This window comes from Aeromonas sp. 2HA2 (genome assembly GCF_029237345.1).
GTDB classification, from domain to species: domain Bacteria; phylum Pseudomonadota; class Gammaproteobacteria; order Enterobacterales; family Aeromonadaceae; genus Aeromonas; species Aeromonas salmonicida.
Genome location: NZ_JAACGB010000023.1, coordinates 1 through 22,339 on the forward strand (window position 1 = coordinate 1; position 22,339 = coordinate 22,339).

Sequence of the window (22,339 nt, forward strand, 5' to 3'; positions counted from 1 at the left end):
TACTCAACCGCCTTCTCGAGTCAAGCCTTATTTTCAAAGGCTTTTTGAGGTTATCGACTTGGCTTTCTGCGTTGCCGCTTGCCCTGTCGATGGAGGCGCATTATAGGGAGTTGAATCTTTCTGGCAACCCCTTATCGGCAATAAAATTGCAAAAATCGGCACTTTTTTAGTTATTCATATCCAACCACAGCTTTTGTACAAACTTATCCACAGAAACGAGTTCCGGATTGCTAGAATGGCCAAAAACAAGGAGGCCAAGATGGACTTGCGACTGAGACCTTACAAAGGAAAACGCCCACAACTGGGTAAAGGTGTATATGTGGATCCCTGCGCGACTCTGGTCGGAGATATAGATCTGGCGGAGGATGTCAGCATCTGGCCCATGGTGGCGGCGCGGGGGGATGTGAACCATATCCGTATCGGTGCTCGCAGCAATATTCAGGACGGCACTGTGTTGCACCTTACCCGCAAGAGCGCCAGCAATCCTGACGGCTATCCGCTGTTGATCGGAGAGGATGTGACGATCGGCCACAAGGCCATGCTGCACGGCTGCACCATAGGCAACCGTGTGCTGGTCGGCATGGGGGCCATCATCCTGGATGGGGTTGTGGTGGAAGATGACGTGATGATCGGGGCCGGCAGTCTGGTGCCACCAGGCAAGCGACTCGAATCCGGATTCCTCTATATGGGCAACCCCGTCAAGCAGGTCCGCCCCCTCAAACCTGCCGAGGTCGCATTTCTCAAGACCTCAGCCGACAACTATGTCCTGCTCAAGGACGAGTATCTGCAAGAGGCTTGAGCAGACCCCACAAACAGGAAGCCCGGCATGATGCCGGGCTTCTCTTCTTATATAGCTATCTATATAGCAACAGAGTGCCGAAAGTTAATGGGCCTGATCCCAGTTGTCGCCCGTGCCCGCTTCGACTAGCAGCGGCACATGCAGTTCGGCCGCCGCCGACATCTTCTCCTTGATGATGGCAGTGTACTCTTCCAGCTTCTCTTCGCGGATCTCGAACACCAGTTCATCGTGTACCTGCATCAGCATGCGGATCGACTCATCCTCGATGCCGCGGATCCAGTCATCTACGTTGATCATGGCGCGCTTGATGATGTCGGCGGCCGTCCCCTGCATGGGGGCGTTGATCGCCGCCCGCTCGGCGCCCTTGCGCAGACCGGCGTTGCGGGACTTGATATCCGGCAGATAGAGACGACGGCCGAACAGGGTCTCGACATAGCCCTGCGCTTCCGCCTGCTGGCGGGTACGCTCCATATACTCCAACACACCCGGGTAGCGTTCGAAGTAGAGGTCCATGTACTTCTGCGCCTCGGCGCGACCGATCCCCAGCTGTTTGGCCAGGCCAAAGGCGCTCATGCCATAAATGAGGCCGAAGTTGATCGCCTTGGCACTGCGACGCATATCGGTGGTCACCGCATCGAGCGCGACCCCGAACACCTCGGCGGCCGTCGCCTTGTGGATATCCTTGCCCTCGGCAAACGCAGTCAGCAGCCCCTTGTCACCGGAGAGGTGCGCCATGATGCGCAGCTCGATCTGGGAGTAGTCCGCCGCCACCAGCTTGTAACCGGCGCTCGGGATGAAGGCCTGCCGGATCCGTCGACCCTGTTCGTTGCGCACCGGAATGTTTTGCAGGTTGGGATCAGAGGAGGACAAACGGCCGGTTGCCGCCACCGCCTGATGATAGGAGGTGTGTACCCGCCCGGTCTGCGGCTTGATCATCAGCGGCAACTTGTCTGTGTAGGTGGACTTGAGCTTGGCCAGAGTGCGGTGCTCCATCAGCAGGCGAGGCAACTCGTAGGTCTCGGCCAGCTCGGCCAGTACCTCTTCCGCGGTGGATGGTGCACCCTTTGGGGTCTTCTTGATGATCGGCAGACCCAGCTTGGTGAAGAGGATCTCCCCCAATTGCTTGGGCGAGGAGAGGTTGAACTCCTGCCCGGCCAGCTCATGGGCCTGACGCTCCAGTTCGGCCAGCCGCAGCTCTATCTCCTGGCTCTGCTGGTGCAGCAGCTTAGGATCGATAGTGGTGCCGAGCAATTCCATCCGCGCCAGTACCGGCAGCAGCGGCAGCTCGATTTCGCTGAATACCTGGCACAGGCCAGGCACGGCTTCCAGTTGGCCCCACAGGGTCTGGTGCAGACGCAGGGTGATATCCGCATCTTCCGCCGCATAGGGGGCTGCCTGCTCCAGCTCAATCTGGTTGAAGGTGAGCTGTTTGACCCCTTTGCCAGCGATATCTTCAAAAGAGGTGGTTTCGACCCCGAGATAGCGTTTGGCCAGCGAATCCATGTCATGACGACTGGCGGTAGAGTTGAGCACGTAGGACTCGAGCATGGTGTCGTAGGCGATACCCTGCAGGTCGATGTCGTGGTTGAGCAACACGTTGCGATCGTACTTGAGGTTCTGACCCACCTTGAGACGGGTTGGGTCTTCCAGCAACGGCTTGAGCTTGCCCAGCACTACGGCCTCGGTCAGCTGCACCGGCGCCCCGAGATAGTCGTGACCGAACGGCACATAGGCCGCCTTGCCCGCTTCGACTGCGAAAGAAACGCCGACGATACGCGCCTCCATGTAGTCGAGACTGGTGGTTTCGGTATCGAAGGCAAACAGCGGTGCCACTTTCAGCTGTTCCAGCCAGCCGTCAAACTCGGCTTCGTCTAGAATACAGCGGTAGTCGGTTTCGATGGCGGCAACCGGTGCAGCGCTGTCATCGCCAGCCTCTTCCTGCCCGGCACCTTCTTCGCCACCGGACTCAAGCTCCTTGATCAGGTTGCGAAGCTCGTATTCACGGTAGACTGCCAGCAGTGACTCCTTGTCGATGGGGCCAAGCTGCAGCTCTTCCAGACTCTGTTCCAGCTCGACATCGGTCTTGATGGTCGCCAGTACATAGGAAAGGCGAACCTGCTCCTCCTGCTCACGGAACTTGTCGGCGAACGCCTTGGAACCGCGGAAGCCGAGGGCCGCCACCTTGTCGAGGTTGGCTGCAATCTCGTCTATGCTGCCAATCCCCTGCAGCAGGGCCAGCGCTGTCTTCTCGCCGACACCCGTCATGCCGGGGATGTTGTCCACCTTGTCCCCCATCAGGGCCAGATAGTCGATGATGAGCTCGGGCGGCACGCCAAACTTCTCAATCACCCCTTCCCTGTCTGTCTTCACATCTTTCATGGTGTCGATCAGGGTGACATGGTCGGAGACCAGCTGCGCCATGTCCTTGTCGCCGGTACTGATCAGCACAGGCAGCTGCTTCTCGGTGGCCTGGCGGGCAAGCGTGCCGATCACATCGTCCGCCTCGACTCCTTCGACCATCAAAAAGGGGAAGCCCATCGCCTTGATCATCTGATGGATGGGGGCAACCTGGCTGCGCAGATCGTCCGGCATGCTGGCACGGGTCGCCTTGTACTCGGGATAGATGTCGTCACGGAAAGTCTTGCCCTTGGCGTCGAACACCACGGCCACATGGCAGTCAGGGTATTGCTTGCGCAGGCTGCGCATCATGTTGGCCATGACACGGACGGCACCACTCGGCAAACCGGTCGATGTACGCAGATCAGCCTGCTGGGAGGCGAAGAAGGCGCGGTAAAGATAAGAAGAGCCGTCGACCAGAATAAGGGGATTGCTAGGGGCCATGAAATCGTCCTGCCAGAGATAAACAGCCGCTAGGATGCCACAGGGCCCCCTTCACACCAAGGGGGCTAGCGCCACCATCAACAGGCCATTGAAAAGGGGCGCGCTGTGGATAACTCTGTGTTCAAAAATGGGGCTCAGTACGGACCACAGTGACAAAGCTGTGCATAACAATATAAAAGTACATATAAAACAATACGATGAGATCGTAAAAACTGATCTTGAGACGGTTGAGATGATCTCGATCAATGTGGAAAAAGATTTAAGGGAGTAGATACGGCAGGATCGAAAACGAAACAATCCTAGCACAGCGAGATGACTTGACCAGCGGATGGCGAACGATAACCATACAAAAGTACAACAATCTATCCTGGCTCACATTTTCAACAACGAGGGGTTTGCCATGAAAAAAGTGGCCGTGATTTTGAGTGGCTGTGGCGTCTTTGATGGTGCCGAAATCCATGAGGCCGTCATCAGTTTGCTGGCGCTGGCCCGCCAGGGTGCGACTACCCAATGCTTCGCTCCGAACGTGGCGCAGCTCCATGTTATCAACCACCTGACCGGTGACGTGAGCGAGGGGGAAAGCCGCAACGTGCTGGTTGAAGCCGCTCGTATCTGTCGCGGTCAGATCAGAGATGTGGCAGAGCTGGATGCGGCCGATTACGACGCGTTGCTGGTGCCCGGCGGCTTTGGTGCCGCCAAGAACCTGTGCGACTTCGCCATCAAGGGAGCCGAGTGCCAAATTCAGCCAGATGTCCTCAAAGCCTGCCAGAGCTTTGCCAACGCCAACAAGCCGGCGGCATACATCTGCATCGCGCCCGCCATGATACCGCTCATCTATGGCGCAGGCACTCTGGCGACCATAGGTCATGACGAAGGCACCGCCAATGCCATGGAGGCCATGGGGGGCAGCCATCTCAACTGCCCGGTCAACGAGTTCGTGGTGGATCAGGAGCGCAAGGTGATCTCCACCCCCGCCTACATGCTGGCCAACAACATTGTGGAAGCGGCAGATGGCATAGAGAAGACGGTCAAGCAGCTGCTGGCGCTGTAATCCCCACCCCGCCAAAAACAAACGGGCCGCTCATGGAGCGGCCCGTTTTCAATCTTGCAGCTGGCTGCCGGTTAGATGGATTCGCCCATCTGCTCCATCTTGCCCAGCAGGGCACGCAGACGCTCCTGCCATGCAACGTGCTCGTTGCGCAGCAGATGGTTCTCGTCTTGCAGCTTGCTGTTTTGCTCTTTCAGTTCGTCCAGCTCCATCTTCAGCAGGGAGATGTTGTCGACGGCGGATTGTACTTTGGATTCGAGTTGCTCAAGGACTTCTAGTGACATATGCATACCTGTATGTTCAATTGCGATGCCCCACAGAGGGCGATTCAAGCGCGTAAAGCCAGCATACCCCGAGCACATCGGCACAAACAAGCCAGCGCGCTGTAAAATGCGCCTTCCATAGATGTATTGTCTAAATATGCGTCTATTTTTCTCGCATCCTGCGCCCAGGCCGATACAAGAGCCTCATAACCAGCAGGCAACGCCCTGCCAATCCAGTCACCACGGGCATGTTGCCGGGCACTTCCCCCCAGTTATGCCTTCATCCGTGCAGCGCCACATAAGCCCCCAACAGCAAGCAGGCGACCCCGTACATCAGCAGGCCATAGAGCAGGTTCCAGCGCAGGATCATCCCCGCACTCAGGTTGTAGCGCGATGCCAATGCCAGGTTGGAGCCGGAGAGCGGGCTGGTCCCGGTCGCAAGTCCCCATCCCAGCAAAAAACACATGCCGAGCAAGCTGGGATCCGGTGACAAGGGCCACAGCAGCGGCGCCAGCCCGGAGATGCTGATGAGCGGATGCACACCGACGATGGCCACCAGCAGGATCAACAGCAGCGTCAGGGATGACTCGAGCCAGCCGAAGTGGTTGAAGAGTGGCAGCCCGTGCTCACCGCCAAGCTCGAGCACAGACAGAGCGCTGTTGATGCCGGCTGCCAGCAAACCGGCCCCCAGAAACAGCACCAGCTGGCCACCGATGGCAGGGAAACGCTCCACCACCTGCCGCTTGAGGGCGGCGCCTCGCCCGGCTCTGGGCATGAACAGCAGCGCCAGCAGCGGTGCCACCAGGGCGATCACAGCCAGAATGCCAAGCGCTGGCCAAATCTGTTTGATCAGCAGCACCAGCAGCGCCAAGGCCACCGGCAGCCCCAGGGTCTGCAGTCGCAGCGGATAGCCGGCAAAATCCTGTACGCCGAGTCGCTCCACCTGCCAGGCGGTCAGTCCCATGGCCAGCAGAGCAGCAATCACGCCAAACGGCATTATGCTGGAGAGCTGCAGACCCGGCGCGTACGTGAGCGCCACCGCCATGGCGACGAAGAAGGGGGACCAGAAAGCCGCCGCACAGAAGATCCGGCTCAGCACCATTACCTGGCGCCGCTCCAGGGTGCCGTTACGTTCCAGCCGATCGCCGATGATGAACAACACAGAGAGGTTGATAACGGATCCCAGCAGATTGAGGCTGGCCATGGTGCTCCACAGCCCCTTGCGACCAGACCAGGAGGCAGTACCGGTCAGCAGGCCGGACGTTGCAAGATTGAGGGTGCTCACGGCGGCAAACATGGTGAGCATATTGATGTTGGGCAGCAGCCAGTCGCCCGGGTTGAGGCTGGCGCCCCGCCACCAGGAGAAGATCAGCAGCGCAAGCGCGGCCCCGTACAGGGCAAGGGCCTGCCGTCTGGCAGCCCCCACTAGCCAGGGCCAGGTGAGGAGCGATGCCCCCCAGGCGGCGATGGCCGCCGGCCAGGGAGAGAATCCCAGATAGAGGTGCAGCAGGTTGAGCAGCCACATCCCCAGGATCAGGTAACCTGACCAGCGCTTGGCCATCGAATCGTCTCGGTCAGGGGATCAGAGACACTGATCCATATCCAGCGAAGGCTTGTCGCACTCCGGGCGGCCCACTATCTTGGCCGGTACGCCGGCGACAGTGGTGTGCGGGGGCACAGGGTTGATCACCACACTGCCGGCACCTATCTTGGCACCCATCCCCACTTCGATATTGCCGAGCACCTTGGCGCCCGCCCCTATCATGACCCCTTCGCGGATCTTGGGATGGCGATCGCCGCTCTCCTTGCCGGTCCCTCCCAGGGTCACGCTCTGCAGGATGGAGACATCGTCTTCAATCACAGCGGTTTCACCGACCACTATGCCGGTGGCATGGTCAAACATGATGCCCTTGCCGATCCGTGCAGCCGGGTGCACGTCGACCCCGAATACCACCGAAATCTGGTTTTGCAGGTAGAGCGCCAGCGAGCGACGACCCTGGCGCCACAGCCAGTTGGCAACCCTATACCCCTGCAGGGCATGGAAACCCTTGAGGTAGAGCAGCGGGGTGGAGAAGAGATCGACCGCCGGGTCGCGCTCCTGCACGGCGCAGATATCCGCAGCCACCATTGCCAGCAACTCGGGCTCGCTGCGCAGGGCCAGCTCGATCACCTCACGCAGGGCGATGGCGGGCATGGTGGCGCTGTCGAGCTTGTTGGCCAGCTGGAAGCTGAGAGCCGAACGCAGGTTCTTGTGATTGAGAATCGTGGAGTGAAAGAAGCTGGCCAGCATGGGCTCTTCGGTCGCCATGCATGCCGCTTCTCGCTCAATTTTTTGCCAGGTTCTGGCAACCAGATCATCCATGTTGCAGCCTACTGTTGTTCTGATGGAGTGCCTTGCTGTTCCTTGTGCACCACAGAGATGGGGTCCATATGAATGATGACATCCATGCGTTCAAATTCCTGACGCACCGCCAGTTCGGCTTCATCGGCAATCTGATGGGCCTTGACCAGAGGGAGCTGATCGTCCAGTTCCAGATGCAACTGAACGAAACGGGTCGGACCGGATTGGCGGGTACGCAGATCATGCACCCCGTGGACACCTTCGACTTCACAGCAGAGGGCCATTATTCTCGCTTGTTCTTCGGCTGGCAACTGACGATCGAGCAGCGCCTGCACAGACTCATAGCCGATATGGATGGCGCCCCACAGCAGGAACAGACCGATCAGGATGGCAAACAGGCCATCGGCCCAGAACCAGCCCCGCCCCGCCAGTACCAGCGCCAGCAAGACGCCGGCATTGAGCAGCAGATCGGAGCGGTAGTGCATCATGTCGGCCTTGATGGCCACGCTGTTGGTCTTGCGGATGACAAAACCCTGGAAGCTGACCAGCAGCAAGGTCAGCACTATGGAGCCGCCGCTGACCCAGATACCCGCTTCGAGTCGCAGAATGGGGGCCTGATTGAGCAGGGAGGAGATGCCATGCATCACCAGCAGCAGGGCCGACCCAGAGATAAAAGCGGACTGAATGAGACCCGCCAGCGATTCCGCCTTGCCGTGGCCAAAACGGTGCTCATCATCGGCCGGTGCCAGCGCATAGCGAATGGCCAGCAGGTTGATGATGGAGGCACTGACATCCATAAAGGAGTCGGTGAGCGACGCCAGCAGACTTGAGGAGTCGGTCATGAGCCAGGCGATCAGCTTGCCAGTGATCAGCAGGGTGGCTGTGGTAACGGCGGCCATGCTGGCCAGCGTCACCCAGCGGGAATATTGTTGATGGCTCAAAACCGGCTTTCCTCTTGCGGTTAAAAATCTATTATACCCTGACCCCTGCGTCACTTTGGCGCGAAAAATCAGCGGAATGACCCTAGATGCACAAAATACTCCTGGTCGACGACGATCTCGAGCTGACTCAGCTGCTCACCGAAATTCTGACCCTGGAAGGCTTCCAGGTGACTGTCGCCGAGGATGGCGAAGAGGGGTTGCTGCGGCTGGCAGAGCAGGACTTCAACCTGGTGCTGCTGGACGTGATGATGCCCAGGCTCAACGGCTTCGCCATGCTGGCAAAGCTGCGTGAGACCCACGACACCCCGGTGCTGATGCTGACTGCGCGGGGCGACAGCCAGGACAGGGTCAACGGGCTGGAGGCAGGCGCCGATGATTACCTTGCCAAGCCCTTTGATGACAGAGAATTGCTGGCCCGGATCCGCGCCATACTGCGCCGGACCCAGAGTGCGCAACCCCAACGTGGCGGTACTTCCGAAGAGATCCGCTTCATGGATCTGGTGCTGCAACCGGGCTTGCAGCAAGCCAGCAGCGGCGAACAGCTGCTGGAGCTCACCGCCACCGAATTCGGGCTGCTGGAGTGTCTGCTGCGCAATCCCGGCCAGATCGTCAGCAAGAGCCAGCTCTCGGAGCTGGTGCTCGGCAAGAAGCTGGAACCCTTCGATCGCGCCATCGACATGCACCTGAGCAACCTGCGCAAGAAGCTGCCGGAACGCGCCGATGGCCAGCCGCGGTTCAAAACCGTGCGGGGACGCGGCTACCTCTGGCTGGAACAGGCATGAAAACGGCTCGCTCCCTCAATGGCCTCTCCACCCAGATCTTCCTCTGGTTCTGGTTCATGCTGCTGGTCGTGGTCGCCGCTGTCGTGATACTGCCGACCCTGGATCCCCGCAACATAATCCCGTTACCCGCCCACGAGATGGTGCGGATGAACAACAACCTGAAAGCCCTGCAGCGGGGTGCCGACCCCAATCAGGATTTTGATCTGGCCAAGGCCATAGAGGCTGCTGGTCTGTTGCCGGTGGACAATATCTACCTGCGCGACGAGAAGGGCCAGATGCAATCCAGCACGCGGCTCAGCAAGTTCGTCGTCCGCTTCATGGTCGACTCGGACAACCCGGCCAAACCCATGCTGGGCAGCGAGCACCAGAGAGCCATCGCCGGTCCCTTCGAGATGGAGCACCACGGTCAGACCTATCACGTCTACTTCGGCCTCAATGTCGAAAACTCCTATCTGTTCCTGTTTATCCAGATCCTGGATCACCCGATCCAGATCCTGGGGATCGCCATGCTGGTCAGCACACCACTCTGCCTGTTGCTGGCCTGGCGACTGACCCGCCCCATACTGCAGTTGCAGCGATCAGTCTCCCAGTTGGCGGAAGGCAACCTGGAAGTACAGATCCCCAATCTGGGGCGACGTGACGAGATCGGCCAGCTGGCGGATCACGTCAGCCACATGGTCGACACGCTCAAGAGCATGATCCAGAAGCAGAAACAGCTGCTGTCCGACATATCCCACGAGCTGCGCAGCCCCCTCACCCGTATCCAGCTGGCGCAGGCGCTGATCCGCCGCAAGCAGGGCGACAGCAACGAGCTGGCACGGATAGAGTCGGAGATTGGGCGGCTGGACAAGCTGATCGGCGACCTGCTCGACCTGTCACGGGTACAGCAGCATGTGGAGGCACCCGTGGTGATGCCGTTGGCCGAACTGCTGGAGCCCATGCTGGACGACGCCATGTTCGAGGCCAACCAGAGCGGCAAGCAACTCCGGCTGCCGCCACTGCCGACCGAGTCGATCAGGATGTGGCCCGAGCTGCTGGCACGGGCGCTGGAAAATCCCCTGCGCAACGCACTCAAGTACGCTCACAAGTTCATCAAACTGGATTGGTATCGGGAAGGAAGAGAGTGGGTCATTACCATTCGTGATGACGGCCCGGGTGTGCCGGTGGCGCAACAGGAGCAGCTGTTCCTGCCCTTCTTTCGGGTGGATGATGCCCGTAACGCCAAGACCGGCGGCACCGGGCTGGGGCTGGCCATCGCCTCGGAGGCAATCCAGCGCCATGGCGGCACCATTCGCGCCAGTTGCAATCAGCCCACCGGGCTGACTATCACCATACGTCTGCCTATTGGCTGAGCCATCTCTTTTCATCCAGGTGGGCGCTGGGTATGCTGGCGCCCTTTTCAGCCTCATCTCAGCCCGCATCAGGATCCCGCCATGCTCGATATCGTGCTCTACCAACCGGAAATCCCGCCCAACACAGGCAACATCATCCGCCTCTGCGCCAACACCGGCTACCGGCTGCATCTGATAGAACCGCTGGGGTTCGAGTGGGATGACAAGCGGGTGAAGCGGGCCGGGCTCGATTATCACGAGTTTGCCGAGGTGAAACGCTGGCCGAGCTATGAGGCATTTCTGGCTGCCGTTGCTCCCGAGCGGGTATTTGCCTGCACCACCAAGGGCAGCACCGCCCATTCTGCAGCGCAGTTCGCGCCCGGTGATGCCCTGCTGTTCGGCCCGGAGAGCCGAGGTCTGCCACTGGAGATCATAGAGAGCCTGCCGTTCGAACAGCGGCTGCGCATCCCCATGTTGCCCCAGAGCCGCAGCATGAATCTCTCCAATGCGGTCGCGGTATTCGTGTACGAGAGCTGGCGCCAGCTGGGTTATGAGGGCTCGCTCTGATCCTGACTCACCCCATGGGGTGAATGCAACAGGCGGCCATCACGTTCCAGTTGCCAGCACAGATACCCCAGTGTCAGACCTCGGCCCGCCATCAGGGCGCCCATGGCGGCCCACAAGGCGGCAACGCCCCAGCCCTGACAGAGCCACCAGACCGGGAAGAAGCCGCAAAACGCCGCTACCAGCATGCTGTTACGCATCTCCCGGGCACGGGTAGCGCCAATGAAGACCCCATCCAGCAGGAAGCACCAGACCGCCAGTAACGGCATCAGGATCAGCCAGGGCAACTGGCGGTTTGCCTCGGCGATCACCGCCGGTATGTCGGTAATATGGGCGATGAGCTGGCTGCCGCCCGCCGCAAACAGCAGGCTGAAACCAATCGCTATGATCAGCGCCCAGCCAAGGTTCAAGACGATGGCTTCGCGCAGCGCCTGCCGATCCCGCCGGCCGATGGCGCGGCCCACCATGGCCTCCACCGCATAGGCAAAGCCATCCATCCCGTAGGAGATGAGCATCAGAAAGTTGAGCAGCACCGCATTGGCGGCCACTGCCACATCCCCCAAACGCGCACCCTGCAAGGTCATGAAGGCAAAGCAGAGCTGCAGGCAGAGGGAGCGGATGAAGATATCCCGATTCAGGCTGAGCAATCTCAACAGCGCGGGCCACTGACGCCAGCGTTGCCAGGCCCCCTGCCACACCTCGGGCGAGAGGCGGCGCAGATGGCGGCTCACCAGCCAGAGCCCGACCCCCAGGGCGCTGTAATCTGCCAGCAGAGAGGCGGCGGCCACTCCCTTCACCTGCCAGCCCAGCCCCAGTACGAACCAGGTATCCAGCGCCATGTTGATCAGGTTGGTGAAGATCAGCAACAGCATGGGGCTGCGGGCATCCTGCATGCCCAGCAACCAGCCCATGATCACCAGATTGCAGAGCGCCGCAGGCGCACTCCAGATCCGTACCGACACATACTCGCTGGCATAAACCTGCACCTCGGCTGACCCGCCACTGAGTGCAATAAGCCCGGGCAGCAGGGGCAGCAGCAAGAGCAAGAGCAGCATGCCCAGCCCAACGGCGAGACCGAGCGCCCGCGCCAGGGTGTCGAGCTGGCCACCTGGACTACCGGCGCCATGAGCCTGGGCGGTCAGCCCTGTGGTGGACATGCGCAGGAAGCCGAGCAGCCAGAAGATGAGATTGATGAGGGTCGCCCCGACCGAGACGCCTCCCAAAAACCAGGCCTGACCGAGCTGGCCTATCACCCAGGTATCCACCAGCCCCAGCAATGGGGTAGTGATATTGGAGAGCACCATGGGCAATGCCAGGGCAAACACGGCCCCATGGCGCCGCCTGTCTGTCAACCAGGGCGGGATCAGCATGAGAGCAGCCACTCATCCGACATCATTCGCCCTCCAGTCGCACAATTTTGGCGAAATCGGAGACCAGGGTTTCCATGACAACATGGGGTACTCTCCCCTCGCTCATCTGGGGGCGGAACACGGCTTCCAGCTTGCCTTCCGGATTGATCAGCACTATGGAGGCGGAGTGGTCGATCAGGTAATCCTTCTCTCCCTGTTCGGCAATGGAGTAGATGAGGCCCAGGTTGCGCACAAACGGGAACAACTTCTCGTGGGGGCCGGTTGCCGCCTTGAACTCGGGATGGAAGAAAGCGGTATAGGTCTTGAGGCGAGTGATGTCATCGCGCTGCGGATCCGCCGAAATGAACACTACCTGGCTGTCCGGTGCAATCTTCTTCAGCGCCGGATAGACGGAGCGCAGATCCGCCAGCGTGGTCGGGCAGATATCCGGGCAGAAGGTATAGCCGACAAACAGAAAGGTCCAGTGCCCCACCAGACTGGCTGGAACGAAGGGCTGCCCCTCCTCGTCGGTGAAGGCAAACGGATTGATGTCCCGCCCCGCCGGGTAATAGTCGGCCTGCTCGGGCAGGGAGGGCCGGCTCCAGTGGAATGCAGCCATCATGCCCCCGACCAGCAGCAGGAACAGCAAGGGATAACGCGGTTTAACCATAACAACAGACCTTTTCACTACGACATGCCCGCAGAGTGGGCACGAATGGATGGCCCATTGTAACCCAGCCCATCGCGCTCCGGGTTATCCCTTGCACCGGATGCCGCTTTGGTCAAAAGAGGCTCCCATCACCACTGGTCAGCCGGGCTGGGCCATAAAACAACAGCCCCACCATCAAGGTGGGGCTGTGAGACAAGGGCCAGGAAACATCAGGGTTGTTGTCTGCGCCGCTCATGGGCGCGCTTTGTCAAGGCTCGCAGCGGTATGACGGGAGCCGTCCAGGGAAGATCCGTTTGTCCCGTGTCGCTATGACGGTGAAACAGACGCACCAGGCGGACTATCTTGTCTTTGGGGCAGCCAAGCCAGACAGTCCAGCAGGCACCCTTGTGATGTACCCAGAGAGCATAGAAGCGGGTCATCCGGTTACCCTTGATGAAACGGGTGATGGAAGAAGCGGGCGATGCCAGACCCGGATCCCATGGCGAGCTTGAAGCCATACCTGTCCTCCTTGACCAACAGGTCACGCCGGTCAGCATCGACAGCCCCCTTGGGTGGCCAGATCGATGACTGCCGCGTGTCGACTGCGCAGGTGTGCCTTTATCCTCCAGACGGCAGATGCCGCCGGTGCAATGCTGGCCACCCTCCCTTCTATCCCGCGAACGCCTCCATCAACTGGGCTGGTAGCGCCGTTGCTGTCCGGCGCTCCGCCTGAGGCTGTTGTTATGCATCCCTGCTGACCTTGATTCCTGCCACCTGCCAAGTGGGAGAGGATCGTCTTGTCGAGCATTCGGGGCAGATCAAGCAAGTGACTGCCTTAGCCAAGGATATATCTGAAATGAGGCGGATGCGGACGGGCGCGACAGACAAAAATCACGGGTATCAGGATCTGATTGAAATCATGGGGAAAGAGGTACAGAAGCGAGACGGCCTCCCGAGGGAGGCCGTGCTGTTACATCCAGTCGGCGTTGCGGATCACGCCGACGGCCAGTCCCTCTATGGTGAGTTGCTGGCAGGAGAGATCAACGGCGATGGGTTCAAGCTCTTCATTTTCAGGCAGCAGCCACACCTGGCTGCCCTTGCGCTGGAAGCGCTTGACGGTGACGTCTTCGTCGAGACGTGCTACCACCACCTGGCCGTTGCGCACTTCCTGGGTTTTGTGGACAGCTAGCAGGTCGCCATCCAGGATGCCGATGTTCTTCATGCTCATGCCTTGCACCCGCAGCAGGAAGTCTGCCCGCGGATGGAACAGGGCGGGATCTACCTGATAGTGGCTCTCGATATGCTCCTGGGCCAGTATGGGTTCACCGGCCGCGACCTTGCCGATCAGAGGCAGGCCGGTCTCTTCCAGCACAGCTTCCTCTTCAATCAGCAGGCGGATGCCACGAGAGGTCCCCGGCATGATCTCGATGACCCCTTTTTTGGCCAGGGCCTTCAGATGTTCTTCGGCCGCATTGGCCGACTTGAAACCAAGCTTCTGGGCAATCTCGGCACGAGTCGGCGGCATGCCGGTCTCGCTCATATTCACCTTGATCAGTTCCAGCACTTCGGCCTGGCGTGGGGTAAGGGGTTTCATAACATTGGCACCTGTTTTTTTATACAGCACACTGGCAGTATATACAGTGCAGTGGCCAAGGCAAGGCGCGGCTGACATTTGTCGCGGCCAACCCCTTATTTACCATGGTTTTACGACTGTGCAGCCGACTCATCGTACCTCTCGGCGACAAGCCGCCGGTGATTTGTTATGCTCACGCCGCATTTTTTTGGAGAGCAGACGCACATGTCCCTTGGACAGAAGATTTCCAGAGCCATCTTGCAATGGCCGGTCAGTGGCTTGGTCAATCACAAGAGCCTGCCGGAAAATCCCATCACAGAGCTCAAGCTGGATCCAGCCAGACCCATAGTCTATGCCCTGAAAACCAGCTCGATCACCGACCTGATGACACTGCAACAGTGCTGCGAGGATCTCGGCCTGCCCGGTCCCTTCACCCCGCTGGAACTGAACGGTCAGTTGCTGCCGCGCTATGTCTGCCTGGACCGCCCGCCTCCCCTGTTCGGCAAGCGCAGCAAACCGCTGCCTTTCTTGCAGGAGTTCCACCAGCTGCTGGATCTGCACAAGCAGGATCAGGCACTGGATATCCAGGTGGTGCCCGTCACCCTGTTCTGGGGCCGCGCCCCCGGCCGGGAAGGGGAAGAGGCCTCCGGCTGGAACATCATCAGCAGTCTGGCACCGAACCGCCTCAAAAAGGCACTGATCGTGATCCTCAAGGGCCGCGAGAACCTGGTGCGCTTCTCTCCGCCGCTCTCCCTGCGTCAAATGGCGGACAAGCACGGCACCGACGAGGCTATCGCCCACAAGCTGGCGCGGGTGGCCCGCACCCACTTCAGCCGCCAGCAGCTGGCAGCCACCGGCCCCAAGCTGCCGAACCGCAGCCTGCTGTTCAGGCAGTTGCTGGATTCCAGCGTCATCCAGCAGGCCATAGAAGAGGAGGCGCAGCGCGAGGGCATCAGCCTGGAGAAAGCGCAAAAGCGCGCCCACGGTTACATGGACGAGATCGCCTCCGATTTCTCCTACCGGCTGATCCGCCTCAGTGAAAGCTTCCTCGGCTGGCTGTGGAACAAGCTCTATCGCGGCCTCTCGGTCAACGGCGCCGAGAAGGTACGCCAGCTGGCGCAAGAAGGGCACGAGATCGTCTATATGCCCTGCCATCGCAGCCACATGGACTACCTGCTGCTCTCCTACGTCATCTACCACCAGGGGATGGTGCCGCCCCACATAGCGGCGGGCATCAACCTCAACTTCTGGCCGGCGGGCCCCATCTTCCGCCACGGCGGCGCCTTCTTCATCCGCCGCACCTTCAAGGGCAACCCGCTCTACAGCACTGTATTTCGCGAATACCTCAACCTGCTGTTTGCCAAGGGCTATTCGGTGGAGTTCTTTACCGAGGGTGGGCGCTCCCGCACCGGTCGTCTGCTGCCACCCAAAACCGGCATGCTGGCAATGACACTGCAGGCCATGATGCGAGGGCTGGACAGACCCGTGACCCTGGTGCCCGTCTATCTGGGCTATGAGCATGTGATGGAGGTGAACACCTATCACAACGAGCTCAAGGGCAGCCGCAAGGAGAAAGAGAGCTTCCTGCAGGTGCTCGGCATACTGCGCAAGCTGCGCAACTATGGCCGCGGCTTCGTCAACTTCGGCGAACCCCTGACCCTCAACAGCTACCTCAATGAACATGTGCCCGAGTGGAAGGACCACATAGGTCAGGAGGAGCGCCCAGAGTGGATGGCACCCACAGTCACCCGGCTGGCCGAGCTGCTGATGACCCGCATCAACGCTGCCGCCGCCGTCAATGGCCTGACCCTGAGCGCGCTGGCACTGCTGGCCGCCGAACGCCACGCCCTGACTCGCGATGAACTGCAGGCACAGCTCAACACCTATCTGGACCTGCTCAAGCAGGTGCCCTACAGCCCCCAGAGCACAATCCCGGCTGAGGATGCCAAAACACTGCTGGATCAGGCGATGGAGCTCAACAAGTTCGAGGTGAGCGAGGACAAGCTGGGCCAGATCATCAGCCTGGACCGCTATCAGGCGATCCTGCTGACCTACTACCGCAACAACATACTGCATCTGTTTGCCTTGCCATCCCTGGTGGCCGCGCTGATCGAACGTTGTGAGGGGATATCCCGCGGCGAGATCGTCGCCCGCTGCATCGACATCTATCCGCTGCTCAAGACGGAGCTGTTCCTCCACTACGAAGAGGATGAGCTGCCGGAGCTGGTCGATGCCCTGCTGGCCGAACTGCAACGCCAGCAACTGGTCGAGGCACGGGATGGCGGCTTCTGGGTCAATCCGGGCAACCAGATGCGCCTGCTGCTGCTGGCCGAGAGCATTCAGGAGACGCTGCAACGCTACGCCATAGTATTGACCCGGGTGTTGGCCCAGCCCTATGTCGAGGCGGAGCAGCTGGAGGCGGACGGCCTGATGATGGCGGAGCGCCTCGGCACCCTGCACGGCATCAATGCCCCCGAGTTCTTCGACCAGAAGCTGTTCAGCACCCTGATCCACACCCTGCGCAAGGAGGGCTACCTCTCTTCCGAGTGCAAACCGGATCTGGGCCGCTTCCAGGCGCTGGCCGATAACATAGTGCCGCTGCTGAGCAACAAGATCCGCCGCACCATACAGGCGGGCAACCGGCTCTGACAGAGACCGGAAACAAAGAAGGCCGCATGATGCGGCCTTCTTTTTATCCTGACATGCGTCACGGCAACAGGTAGTTGAGCACCAGGCCGATGAATACCAGCGCCCCCGCATAGTTGTTGTTGAGAAACGCCTGGAAGCAGGCCTCCCGCTGCCGCTCCCGGATCAGCCGCTGCTGGTAGACAAACAGGGCCGCAGCCCCCAACAGCCCCCAGTAATACCAAGCCCCCAGCCCCATCACCTGGCCTACCGCCAGCAGGATCAGCAGGGTGGCCAGCTGCAACACGCCGATGATCCGCTTGTCGTGGCGACCAAACAGAATCGCGCTCGATTTCAAGCCGAGCTTGAGGTCATCATCCCTGTCCACCATGGCGTACTGGGTATCGTAGGCGATGGTCCACAGCAGATTGGCGAGGAATACCAGCCAGGCCACCAGCGGCAAGGCGTTGGCCTGAGCCGCATAGGCCATGGGGATAGACCAGGAGAAGGCCATGCCGAGCACCAGTTGCGGGATCGGAATATAGCGCTTCATGAAGGGGTAGCAGACTGCCAGCAGCAAGGCCGCGAACGACAGTGCTATGGTGAGGGAATTCATGGTCAGCACCAGCGCGAACGAGATGAGCGCCAGCACGGCGAACAGCGCCAGCACCTCCCGCGGCTTGACCTTGCCCATGGGCAGTGGCCGACCGGCGGTGCGTTTCACATGGCCATCGAAGTTGCGATCCGCATAGTCGTTGATGACACAACCGGCCGAGCGCATCAGAAACACGCCCACCACAAACACCAGCAGGGTCCAGAGATCCGGCAGGCCGCCGGCCGCCAGCCAGAGCGCCCACAGGGTCGGCCACAGCAGCAGCAGGGTCCCGATAGGCTTGTCGATGCGGGCCAGCTGCACATAGGCCAGTCCCCGCTCCTTGGTTAACAGATTCACTCCAGCTCCTTGTTGCATGACAGAGAGGGTAAGAAGAGTTCATGGACCAACAGTGGCCATTGCCCCAGAAACAGACGGGAACGACGTCCCCAGACGGTGGCGGCCGGGCACCAGGGATTGCTCGCAATCTCGAAACAGGCCAGTTGCAGGTGATCGCGGCGGGTGGGCTCGTCACCGAAAATACGCTCGCCCAGGGGCTGCTCACCCAGCTCGCCCAGCCCGCTCTCTTGCAGGGCGGCTTCGGCAAACAGGGTCCAGCCCAGCACAGCCGGCCCCCGATCACCGTGCAGTATCACCTCGCGGCACAAGCCCATGGGTTGCTCGGCGGCCACCAGCTGCTGTTCATCGGCGCAGAGGGTGACACTGCGATTGCCCAGCAGCTGCACCGAGAAGTGGCGATTGTGGTGGCGCAGACGCCGGGTCATGGAATCGGCCTCCAGCAACCAGGGCCGCAATGCCTCGGGCAGCTCGCACTCTACGGGAACCCGCCACGGCGCTAGCTGGATAAGGGGAACAGTCAACTCGGACTTCACGGCTTCACCATCCGGAGATTTACGTTATCAGGTTAAAATCCGGTTTATTATCCGTAAATCATTCGAGAATTGTAAGAACATCCGTGCTTGACGGCCCCGATGGCAACATCAAAAATGGGGTACCTGCCGCCGATGAGCCATCTATATGAAGATCTTCAAAATTCTGCTGCTGTTGTTACTGAGCTGTGGCTCCCTGCATGTGCAGGCCTCGTCCGAAGAGGAACCGTCCGCAGAGGGCGCCGACGCTGCTGCCAAGCCCGGCTTTTCCTACCACGCCCTCGATCCCGACATCATCACCAACTACATCAGCGACGGCAAGACTCTCGGCTATATCCGGATCACGGTCGAGCTGATGGCCGAGAATGAGAGCGACCTCAAACTGCTGGAACAGCACGACCCCCTGATCCGCGACGCCATCATACGTCTGATGGGCAGCAAGACCGCCGAGCAGGTCAAATCGCTGGTAAACCGTGAGGAGCTGCGCAAGGAGTGCCAGACCCAGGTCAACGAGCTGCTGGTAAAAGAAACCGGCAAGAAGGCGGTACGCGAGCTCATCTTCACCAAGTTCCTCTACCAGTAACAGATACAAGCCTTAAGCGAGGGCCACCCCAAGGTGGCCCTGTCGCTGTTTTCGAAATGAAAAGTGATTACACTAGGCCCCCACCGAGTTGTCGAGGTAGTCGTTATGGGCAACAAAACCCTGTGTGAATGGCGCCGCAGCGAGATCCCCGCCGATCTCAAGACACTGCGCAAAATCGTGCGCAAACCCAAGTTTGTCTGTGGCAAGTGTGCTCGTAGCGCCAATGACAAAAGCTATCTATGTCAGCCGCTGCGGTTGAAAGAGGAGTAAGACTGGACATCCCCACCACGTGACCGGCTATTGATCGGTCCAGCCCTGGCGCCCCTGCTCGAACAATCTGCGCGCCTGCCCGTCATTGGGGCAAACCCCACGGTATTCACTGCCGGAACGCCCGGCCAGATAGAGGTGTTCAGGCCGGCAATACCAGGCCAGTCCCTTTTGGCGTCCCTGTTTCCATAGCTCGACATCCACCTTCTTGCCGCACAGGTCCTGATGAAACGCGACCCGTTCCGTGGTGAAGCCCAGCTTGCCATCTGCCTCCCCCACATCGCTCCATACCTTCTCGCACGGATCATCCTTGGAGGCACAGCCTCCCAGCAGGGCAGCAAACAGTATGATGGTGAGTCTCATAGTCATCCTTGAGTGTCGTTTGGGCTGTTCATTCTAGTCAGCCTGATGGCGGCGACCAAGGGATCATCCCCATTCCTGTGAGCCGCACAAAAAAATCAGGCGGGCCCCAAGGCCCGCCTGCTCTCTCAATGCGTGGATTACTGATCGTCGAGAGGGTCATCATCCTGCCAGCTCTCGTCTTCCCATTCATCCAGCTCTTCTTCCCAGGATTCCGGTTCCCATTCATCATCGAGATCGTAATCCGGCTTGTGTCCACCCATGCTCATTCTCCTTGGATAGTGCACCCGCCCTCAAAGTCTATCCAGAAAAATGGGGCTCGCCAGTCAAGGCAGGATCAAAGTTTGACCAGGGTGCGACCCGCGATCCGGCCTTGCGTGATGGCCTCGGCAGCCGCCACCACCTGCTCCAGTGCTATCTCGGTCACCGCCTGTTCGAAGAAGCGGGCGGGCAGATCCCGCGCCAGTCGCTGCCACGCCAACTGGCGGCGCGCCAACGGACACATCACAGAGTCGATCCCTTGCAACCGCACGTTGCGCAGGATGAAAGGCATGACAGTGGCCTTCAGATCGAAACCGCCAGCCAGCCCGCAGGCAGCCACGGCACCACCATAGTTCATCTGGGCCAGCAGCTTGGCCAGCACCTGACTGCCGACGGTATCGACCGCCCCGGCCCACAGCTAGCTGCCTCTCCAGCGGCTTGGCAGGCTCCAGCAGCTCGCCGCGCGGCACTATGCGGCTGGCACCAAGCGCCATCAGCATATCCCCCTGCTCGTCGGGGCGACCGGTCAGGGCCGCGACTTGATAACCCAGTGCGGCCAGCAGGGCTACTGCGGTGGAACCCACGCCACCCGCGGCGCCCGTCACCAGAATTTCGCCGCTGTCGGGGGTGACGCCTGCCTCCTCCAGCGTCAGTACGCAGAGCATGGCGGTGAGACCGGCGGTACCGATACACATGGCCTGGCGCTCATCCAGCCCGGCGGGCAGCGGCACCAGCCAGTCGGCCTTGACCCTTGCCTGCTCGGCCATGCCGCCCCAGTGTCCTTCCCCTACGCCCCAACCGGTCAACACGACTTTGTCGCCGACCTGATAGCGGCTATCAGCCGATTCCAGCACGGTACCGGCAAAATCAATGCCGGGCACCAGCGGCCACTGACGCACTATCTTGCCCTTGCCGGTGATGGCCAACCCATCCTTGTAGTTGAGGGAGCTGTAGCTCACCGCCACCCGCACCTCGCCTGCCGGCAACTGGCTCTCGGCCAGCCGGGTCAGGGTCGCAGCAGTCTTGCCGTCTTGATTTTCCAGTAACAGAGCCTTGAACATGGTTGCCTCTTTGATGAAGTGTGAAACGGGGATCAACTGCTTTGACGCTTCTGCAGTTGAAAATCCAGGGTCAGGGCCGTGCCCATGACAGGTTCGCCAGCCAGCTGGCGCAAGATAAGCTCGGCCGCCTCCTGCCCCATTTTGCGATAGGGGATCCGGACCGAGGTGAGCGCCGGATAGCAGGCGCGCGCCACATCCAGATCGTCGAATCCGGCGATGGCCAACTTGCCAGGCACGCTCAGGTGACGACGCTGGCACTCGAACAGCACCCCCGCCGCCAGCTCGTCGTTGACGCACACCAGTGCATCCAGCTCGGGCCAGCGCAACAAAAACTCCCCCAGCATGGCGGCCCCGGTGCTGAAACTCGGCAGCTCAGAGGTGTTGATGATGGCATCGGGGGAGAGGTAGTTGTCCAGCAGCGCCTTCTGCCAGCCCTGCATGCGCTGTTGCAGCATCCACTGTTCCTGGCGGGCACAAAGAAAGCCGATGTTGCGATAGCCGCGCTCGATGAGATGACGGGTCAGCTGATAACCGGCATCGAAGTTGGAGACCCCCACGTTCATGTCGACAGGGTTGCGCGCCATGGCGCCCACCTCCACTACCGGCAGGCGGGATGCTTTCAGGCGGGCACGGATGGTCTCGCCGGGATCGCCACCAAACAGCACAACGGCAGCCGGGTTGTGCTGCAAAAAGCTGGTCAGCAGGCTCTCTTCCTGCTGCTTCAGGTGCTGGGCATCCCCCAGCATTATCTGGTAGCCCTCATCGAGCAGGGTCTGCTGCAGGCCGGCGATCACGTCGCCGCAACCGCGCTCGGTCAGGCTGGGCACTATCACCACTATGGTCTGGGACGTCGCGGAGGCGAGCGCACCCGCCGCCCGGTTGGGAATATAGCCGAGTTCATCCACGGCGGCGTCGATGCGCTCGCGCATCTTGTCTGACACCAGCTCGGGGGTGCGCAGGGCACGGGACACCGTCATGGCACCCACTCCGGCCAGCTGGGCCACATCGTTGAGGGTCACCCGACCCGTGCTACGGCGCTTCTTCGCTTCTGACATCCCTTCCCTTCCTCGACATACGGGTGCTCACTTTAAGGCAAAAGTGCGGCACTGACTATTTGCTCAAACCGGATTTTACCCCCTTTGAGCGAGTGACGGGGCAAGATGAATCCCACTCATGGCATAAATGATAGCGCTATCACAATTTCATGTTAGCGCTATCT

At 60.3% G+C, this 22,339-nt stretch carries 22 protein-coding genes and 1 pseudogene; 8 read left to right on the forward strand and 15 right to left on the reverse strand.

Annotated features, from left to right (window positions below; genetic code table 11):
- The first annotated feature begins 259 nt into the window (after positions 1 to 259).
- Positions 260 to 799 carry a gamma carbonic anhydrase family protein gene (locus GWQ29_RS20545; RefSeq protein WP_275920217.1) on the forward strand — a complete coding sequence of 180 codons (540 nt, stop codon included), beginning with the start codon at positions 260 to 262 and terminating at the stop codon, positions 797 to 799.
- An 84-nt stretch (positions 800 to 883) separates the two neighbouring features.
- On the opposite strand, the gene polA is transcribed toward GWQ29_RS20545, so the two are convergent.
- The gene (gene polA, locus GWQ29_RS20550; RefSeq protein ID WP_275920218.1) at positions 884 to 3,640 is read right to left on the reverse strand and encodes a DNA polymerase I; all 2,757 of its coding nucleotides are present in this window, start codon (positions 3,638 to 3,640) and stop codon (positions 884 to 886) included.
- A gap of 400 nt (positions 3,641 to 4,040) precedes the next feature.
- Here polA and elbB point away from each other — a divergent pair, with 400 nt between their 5' ends.
- Positions 4,041 to 4,691, forward strand: a complete 651-nt coding sequence (gene elbB / locus GWQ29_RS20555) for an isoprenoid biosynthesis glyoxalase ElbB (RefSeq protein ID WP_005321205.1) — start codon at positions 4,041 to 4,043, stop codon at positions 4,689 to 4,691.
- Positions 4,692 to 4,762: 71 nt separating this feature from the next.
- Here elbB and GWQ29_RS20560 read toward each other — a convergent pair whose 3' ends face one another.
- From GWQ29_RS20560 to GWQ29_RS20575, 4 genes are all read right to left on the reverse strand, one after another.
- A complete protein-coding gene (locus tag GWQ29_RS20560) occupies positions 4,763 to 4,972 on the reverse strand; it encodes a cell division protein ZapB (protein WP_011899225.1) in 210 nt (69 codons plus the stop codon).
- Positions 4,973 to 5,231: 259 nt separating this feature from the next.
- Complete coding sequence (locus tag GWQ29_RS20565) at positions 5,232 to 6,512, reverse strand: hypothetical protein (protein WP_265463174.1); 1,281 nt, start codon at positions 6,510 to 6,512, stop codon at positions 5,232 to 5,234.
- A 21-nt stretch (positions 6,513 to 6,533) separates the two neighbouring features.
- Positions 6,534 to 7,313 carry a serine O-acetyltransferase gene (cysE, locus tag GWQ29_RS20570; RefSeq protein WP_011899226.1) on the reverse strand — a complete coding sequence of 260 codons (780 nt, stop codon included), beginning with the start codon at positions 7,311 to 7,313 and terminating at the stop codon, positions 6,534 to 6,536.
- An 8-nt stretch (positions 7,314 to 7,321) separates the two neighbouring features.
- Positions 7,322 to 8,233, reverse strand: coding sequence for a cation diffusion facilitator family transporter (locus tag GWQ29_RS20575; protein WP_005321213.1), 912 nt, complete (start codon positions 8,231 to 8,233; stop codon positions 7,322 to 7,324).
- Positions 8,234 to 8,319: 86 nt separating this feature from the next.
- On the opposite strand from GWQ29_RS20575, the gene GWQ29_RS20580 reads away from it, so the two are divergent.
- From GWQ29_RS20580 to trmL, 3 genes are all read left to right on the forward strand, one after another.
- Positions 8,320 to 9,015, forward strand: a complete 696-nt coding sequence (locus GWQ29_RS20580; protein ID WP_159165095.1) for a response regulator — start codon at positions 8,320 to 8,322, stop codon at positions 9,013 to 9,015.
- Positions 9,012 to 10,367 (forward strand): ATP-binding protein, encoded by a 1,356-nt coding sequence (locus GWQ29_RS20585; RefSeq protein ID WP_212539699.1) that lies wholly within the window; start codon positions 9,012 to 9,014, stop codon positions 10,365 to 10,367. The genes GWQ29_RS20580 and GWQ29_RS20585 overlap by 4 nt, the downstream gene beginning before the upstream one ends.
- 81 nt (positions 10,368 to 10,448) lie before the next feature.
- The gene (trmL, locus tag GWQ29_RS20590; RefSeq protein WP_005321220.1) at positions 10,449 to 10,913 is read left to right on the forward strand and encodes a tRNA (uridine(34)/cytosine(34)/5-carboxymethylaminomethyluridine(34)-2'-O)-methyltransferase TrmL; all 465 of its coding nucleotides are present in this window, start codon (positions 10,449 to 10,451) and stop codon (positions 10,911 to 10,913) included.
- Here trmL and GWQ29_RS20595 read toward each other — a convergent pair.
- The 4 genes from GWQ29_RS20595 to lexA form a co-directional block, all read right to left on the reverse strand.
- Complete coding sequence (locus GWQ29_RS20595) at positions 10,895 to 12,280, reverse strand: MATE family efflux transporter (protein WP_275920231.1); 1,386 nt, start codon at positions 12,278 to 12,280, stop codon at positions 10,895 to 10,897. The genes trmL and GWQ29_RS20595 overlap by 19 nt on opposite strands.
- A gap of 22 nt (positions 12,281 to 12,302) precedes the next feature.
- Positions 12,303 to 12,929: an SCO family protein gene (locus GWQ29_RS20600; RefSeq protein WP_005321230.1), complete on the reverse strand. Its 627-nt coding sequence runs from the start codon at positions 12,927 to 12,929 to the stop codon at positions 12,303 to 12,305.
- 209 nt (positions 12,930 to 13,138) lie between these two features.
- Positions 13,139 to 13,426 (reverse strand): hypothetical protein, encoded by a 288-nt coding sequence (locus GWQ29_RS20605; protein ID WP_005321232.1) that lies wholly within the window; start codon positions 13,424 to 13,426, stop codon positions 13,139 to 13,141.
- A gap of 452 nt (positions 13,427 to 13,878) precedes the next feature.
- A complete protein-coding gene (lexA, locus tag GWQ29_RS20610) occupies positions 13,879 to 14,502 on the reverse strand; it encodes a transcriptional repressor LexA (protein ID WP_005321237.1) in 624 nt (207 codons plus the stop codon).
- Positions 14,503 to 14,706: 204 nt separating this feature from the next.
- Here lexA and plsB point away from each other — a divergent pair, with 204 nt between their 5' ends.
- Positions 14,707 to 17,130 carry a glycerol-3-phosphate 1-O-acyltransferase PlsB gene (gene plsB, locus GWQ29_RS20615; protein ID WP_275920219.1) on the forward strand — a complete coding sequence of 808 codons (2,424 nt, stop codon included), beginning with the start codon at positions 14,707 to 14,709 and terminating at the stop codon, positions 17,128 to 17,130.
- A gap of 58 nt (positions 17,131 to 17,188) precedes the next feature.
- Here plsB and ubiA read toward each other — a convergent pair whose 3' ends face one another.
- Together ubiA and GWQ29_RS20625 are read right to left on the reverse strand one after the other, a co-directional pair.
- Complete coding sequence (gene ubiA, locus GWQ29_RS20620) at positions 17,189 to 18,058, reverse strand: 4-hydroxybenzoate octaprenyltransferase (RefSeq protein ID WP_265422783.1); 870 nt, start codon at positions 18,056 to 18,058, stop codon at positions 17,189 to 17,191.
- Positions 18,055 to 18,591, reverse strand: coding sequence for a chorismate lyase (locus GWQ29_RS20625; protein WP_275910146.1), 537 nt, complete (start codon positions 18,589 to 18,591; stop codon positions 18,055 to 18,057). Before GWQ29_RS20625 ends, ubiA begins: the two co-directional genes overlap by 4 nt.
- A gap of 145 nt (positions 18,592 to 18,736) precedes the next feature.
- Here GWQ29_RS20625 and GWQ29_RS20630 point away from each other — a divergent pair, with 145 nt between their 5' ends.
- Together GWQ29_RS20630 and GWQ29_RS20635 are read left to right on the forward strand one after the other, a co-directional pair.
- Positions 18,737 to 19,171 (forward strand): flagellar basal body-associated protein FliL, encoded by a 435-nt coding sequence (locus tag GWQ29_RS20630; protein WP_099991351.1) that lies wholly within the window; start codon positions 18,737 to 18,739, stop codon positions 19,169 to 19,171.
- Positions 19,172 to 19,276: 105 nt separating this feature from the next.
- Positions 19,277 to 19,441, forward strand: coding sequence for a hypothetical protein (locus GWQ29_RS20635; protein ID WP_021140706.1), 165 nt, complete (start codon positions 19,277 to 19,279; stop codon positions 19,439 to 19,441).
- 27 nt (positions 19,442 to 19,468) lie between these two features.
- On the opposite strand, the gene GWQ29_RS20640 is transcribed toward GWQ29_RS20635, so the two are convergent.
- From GWQ29_RS20640 to GWQ29_RS20655, 4 genes and pseudogenes are all read right to left on the reverse strand, one after another.
- A complete protein-coding gene (locus GWQ29_RS20640; protein ID WP_275908246.1) occupies positions 19,469 to 19,801 on the reverse strand; it encodes a DUF2799 domain-containing protein in 333 nt (110 codons plus the stop codon).
- 137 nt (positions 19,802 to 19,938) lie between these two features.
- Positions 19,939 to 20,061 (reverse strand): hypothetical protein, encoded by a 123-nt coding sequence (locus tag GWQ29_RS20645; protein ID WP_111589670.1) that lies wholly within the window; start codon positions 20,059 to 20,061, stop codon positions 19,939 to 19,941.
- Between the two features lie 74 nt (positions 20,062 to 20,135).
- Positions 20,136 to 21,120, reverse strand: a pseudogene (locus GWQ29_RS20650) (MDR family oxidoreductase).
- A gap of 32 nt (positions 21,121 to 21,152) precedes the next feature.
- On the reverse strand, positions 21,153 to 22,175 hold the full coding sequence (locus GWQ29_RS20655; RefSeq protein WP_021140703.1) for a LacI family DNA-binding transcriptional regulator: 1,023 nt from the start codon (positions 22,173 to 22,175) through the stop codon (positions 21,153 to 21,155).
- Positions 22,176 to 22,339 lie beyond the last annotated feature (164 nt).

What these genes read in the sequence shown, in the direction of transcription:
- GWQ29_RS20645 (WP_111589670.1), bottom strand. Translation starts at nt 20,061, where the DNA reads ATGGGTGGACACAAGCCGGATTACGATCTCGATGATGAATGGGAACCG.
- GWQ29_RS20655 (WP_021140703.1), bottom strand. Translation starts at nt 22,175, where the DNA reads ATGTCAGAAGCGAAGAAGCGCCGTAGCACGGGTCGGGTGACCCTCAAC.
- GWQ29_RS20630 (WP_099991351.1), top strand. Translation starts at nt 18,737, where the DNA reads ATGAAGATCTTCAAAATTCTGCTGCTGTTGTTACTGAGCTGTGGCTCC.
- polA (WP_275920218.1), bottom strand. Translation starts at nt 3,640, where the DNA reads ATGGCCCCTAGCAATCCCCTTATTCTGGTCGACGGCTCTTCTTATCTT.
- GWQ29_RS20545 (WP_275920217.1), top strand. Translation starts at nt 260, where the DNA reads ATGGACTTGCGACTGAGACCTTACAAAGGAAAACGCCCACAACTGGGT.
- lexA (WP_005321237.1), bottom strand. Translation starts at nt 14,502, where the DNA reads ATGAAACCCCTTACCCCACGCCAGGCCGAAGTGCTGGAACTGATCAAG.
- elbB (WP_005321205.1), top strand. Translation starts at nt 4,041, where the DNA reads ATGAAAAAAGTGGCCGTGATTTTGAGTGGCTGTGGCGTCTTTGATGGT.
- GWQ29_RS20640 (WP_275908246.1), bottom strand. Translation starts at nt 19,801, where the DNA reads ATGAGACTCACCATCATACTGTTTGCTGCCCTGCTGGGAGGCTGTGCC.
- GWQ29_RS20605 (WP_005321232.1), bottom strand. Translation starts at nt 13,426, where the DNA reads ATGGCTTCAAGCTCGCCATGGGATCCGGGTCTGGCATCGCCCGCTTCT.
- GWQ29_RS20585 (WP_212539699.1), top strand. Translation starts at nt 9,012, where the DNA reads ATGAAAACGGCTCGCTCCCTCAATGGCCTCTCCACCCAGATCTTCCTC.
- GWQ29_RS20600 (WP_005321230.1), bottom strand. Translation starts at nt 12,929, where the DNA reads ATGGTTAAACCGCGTTATCCCTTGCTGTTCCTGCTGCTGGTCGGGGGC.
- trmL (WP_005321220.1), top strand. Translation starts at nt 10,449, where the DNA reads ATGCTCGATATCGTGCTCTACCAACCGGAAATCCCGCCCAACACAGGC.
- GWQ29_RS20635 (WP_021140706.1), top strand. Translation starts at nt 19,277, where the DNA reads ATGGGCAACAAAACCCTGTGTGAATGGCGCCGCAGCGAGATCCCCGCC.
- GWQ29_RS20580 (WP_159165095.1), top strand. Translation starts at nt 8,320, where the DNA reads ATGCACAAAATACTCCTGGTCGACGACGATCTCGAGCTGACTCAGCTG.
- cysE (WP_011899226.1), bottom strand. Translation starts at nt 7,313, where the DNA reads ATGGATGATCTGGTTGCCAGAACCTGGCAAAAAATTGAGCGAGAAGCG.
- GWQ29_RS20595 (WP_275920231.1), bottom strand. Translation starts at nt 12,280, where the DNA reads ATGCTGATCCCGCCCTGGTTGACAGACAGGCGGCGCCATGGGGCCGTG.
- plsB (WP_275920219.1), top strand. Translation starts at nt 14,707, where the DNA reads ATGTCCCTTGGACAGAAGATTTCCAGAGCCATCTTGCAATGGCCGGTC.
- GWQ29_RS20565 (WP_265463174.1), bottom strand. Translation starts at nt 6,512, where the DNA reads ATGGCCAAGCGCTGGTCAGGTTACCTGATCCTGGGGATGTGGCTGCTC.
- GWQ29_RS20560 (WP_011899225.1), bottom strand. Translation starts at nt 4,972, where the DNA reads ATGTCACTAGAAGTCCTTGAGCAACTCGAATCCAAAGTACAATCCGCC.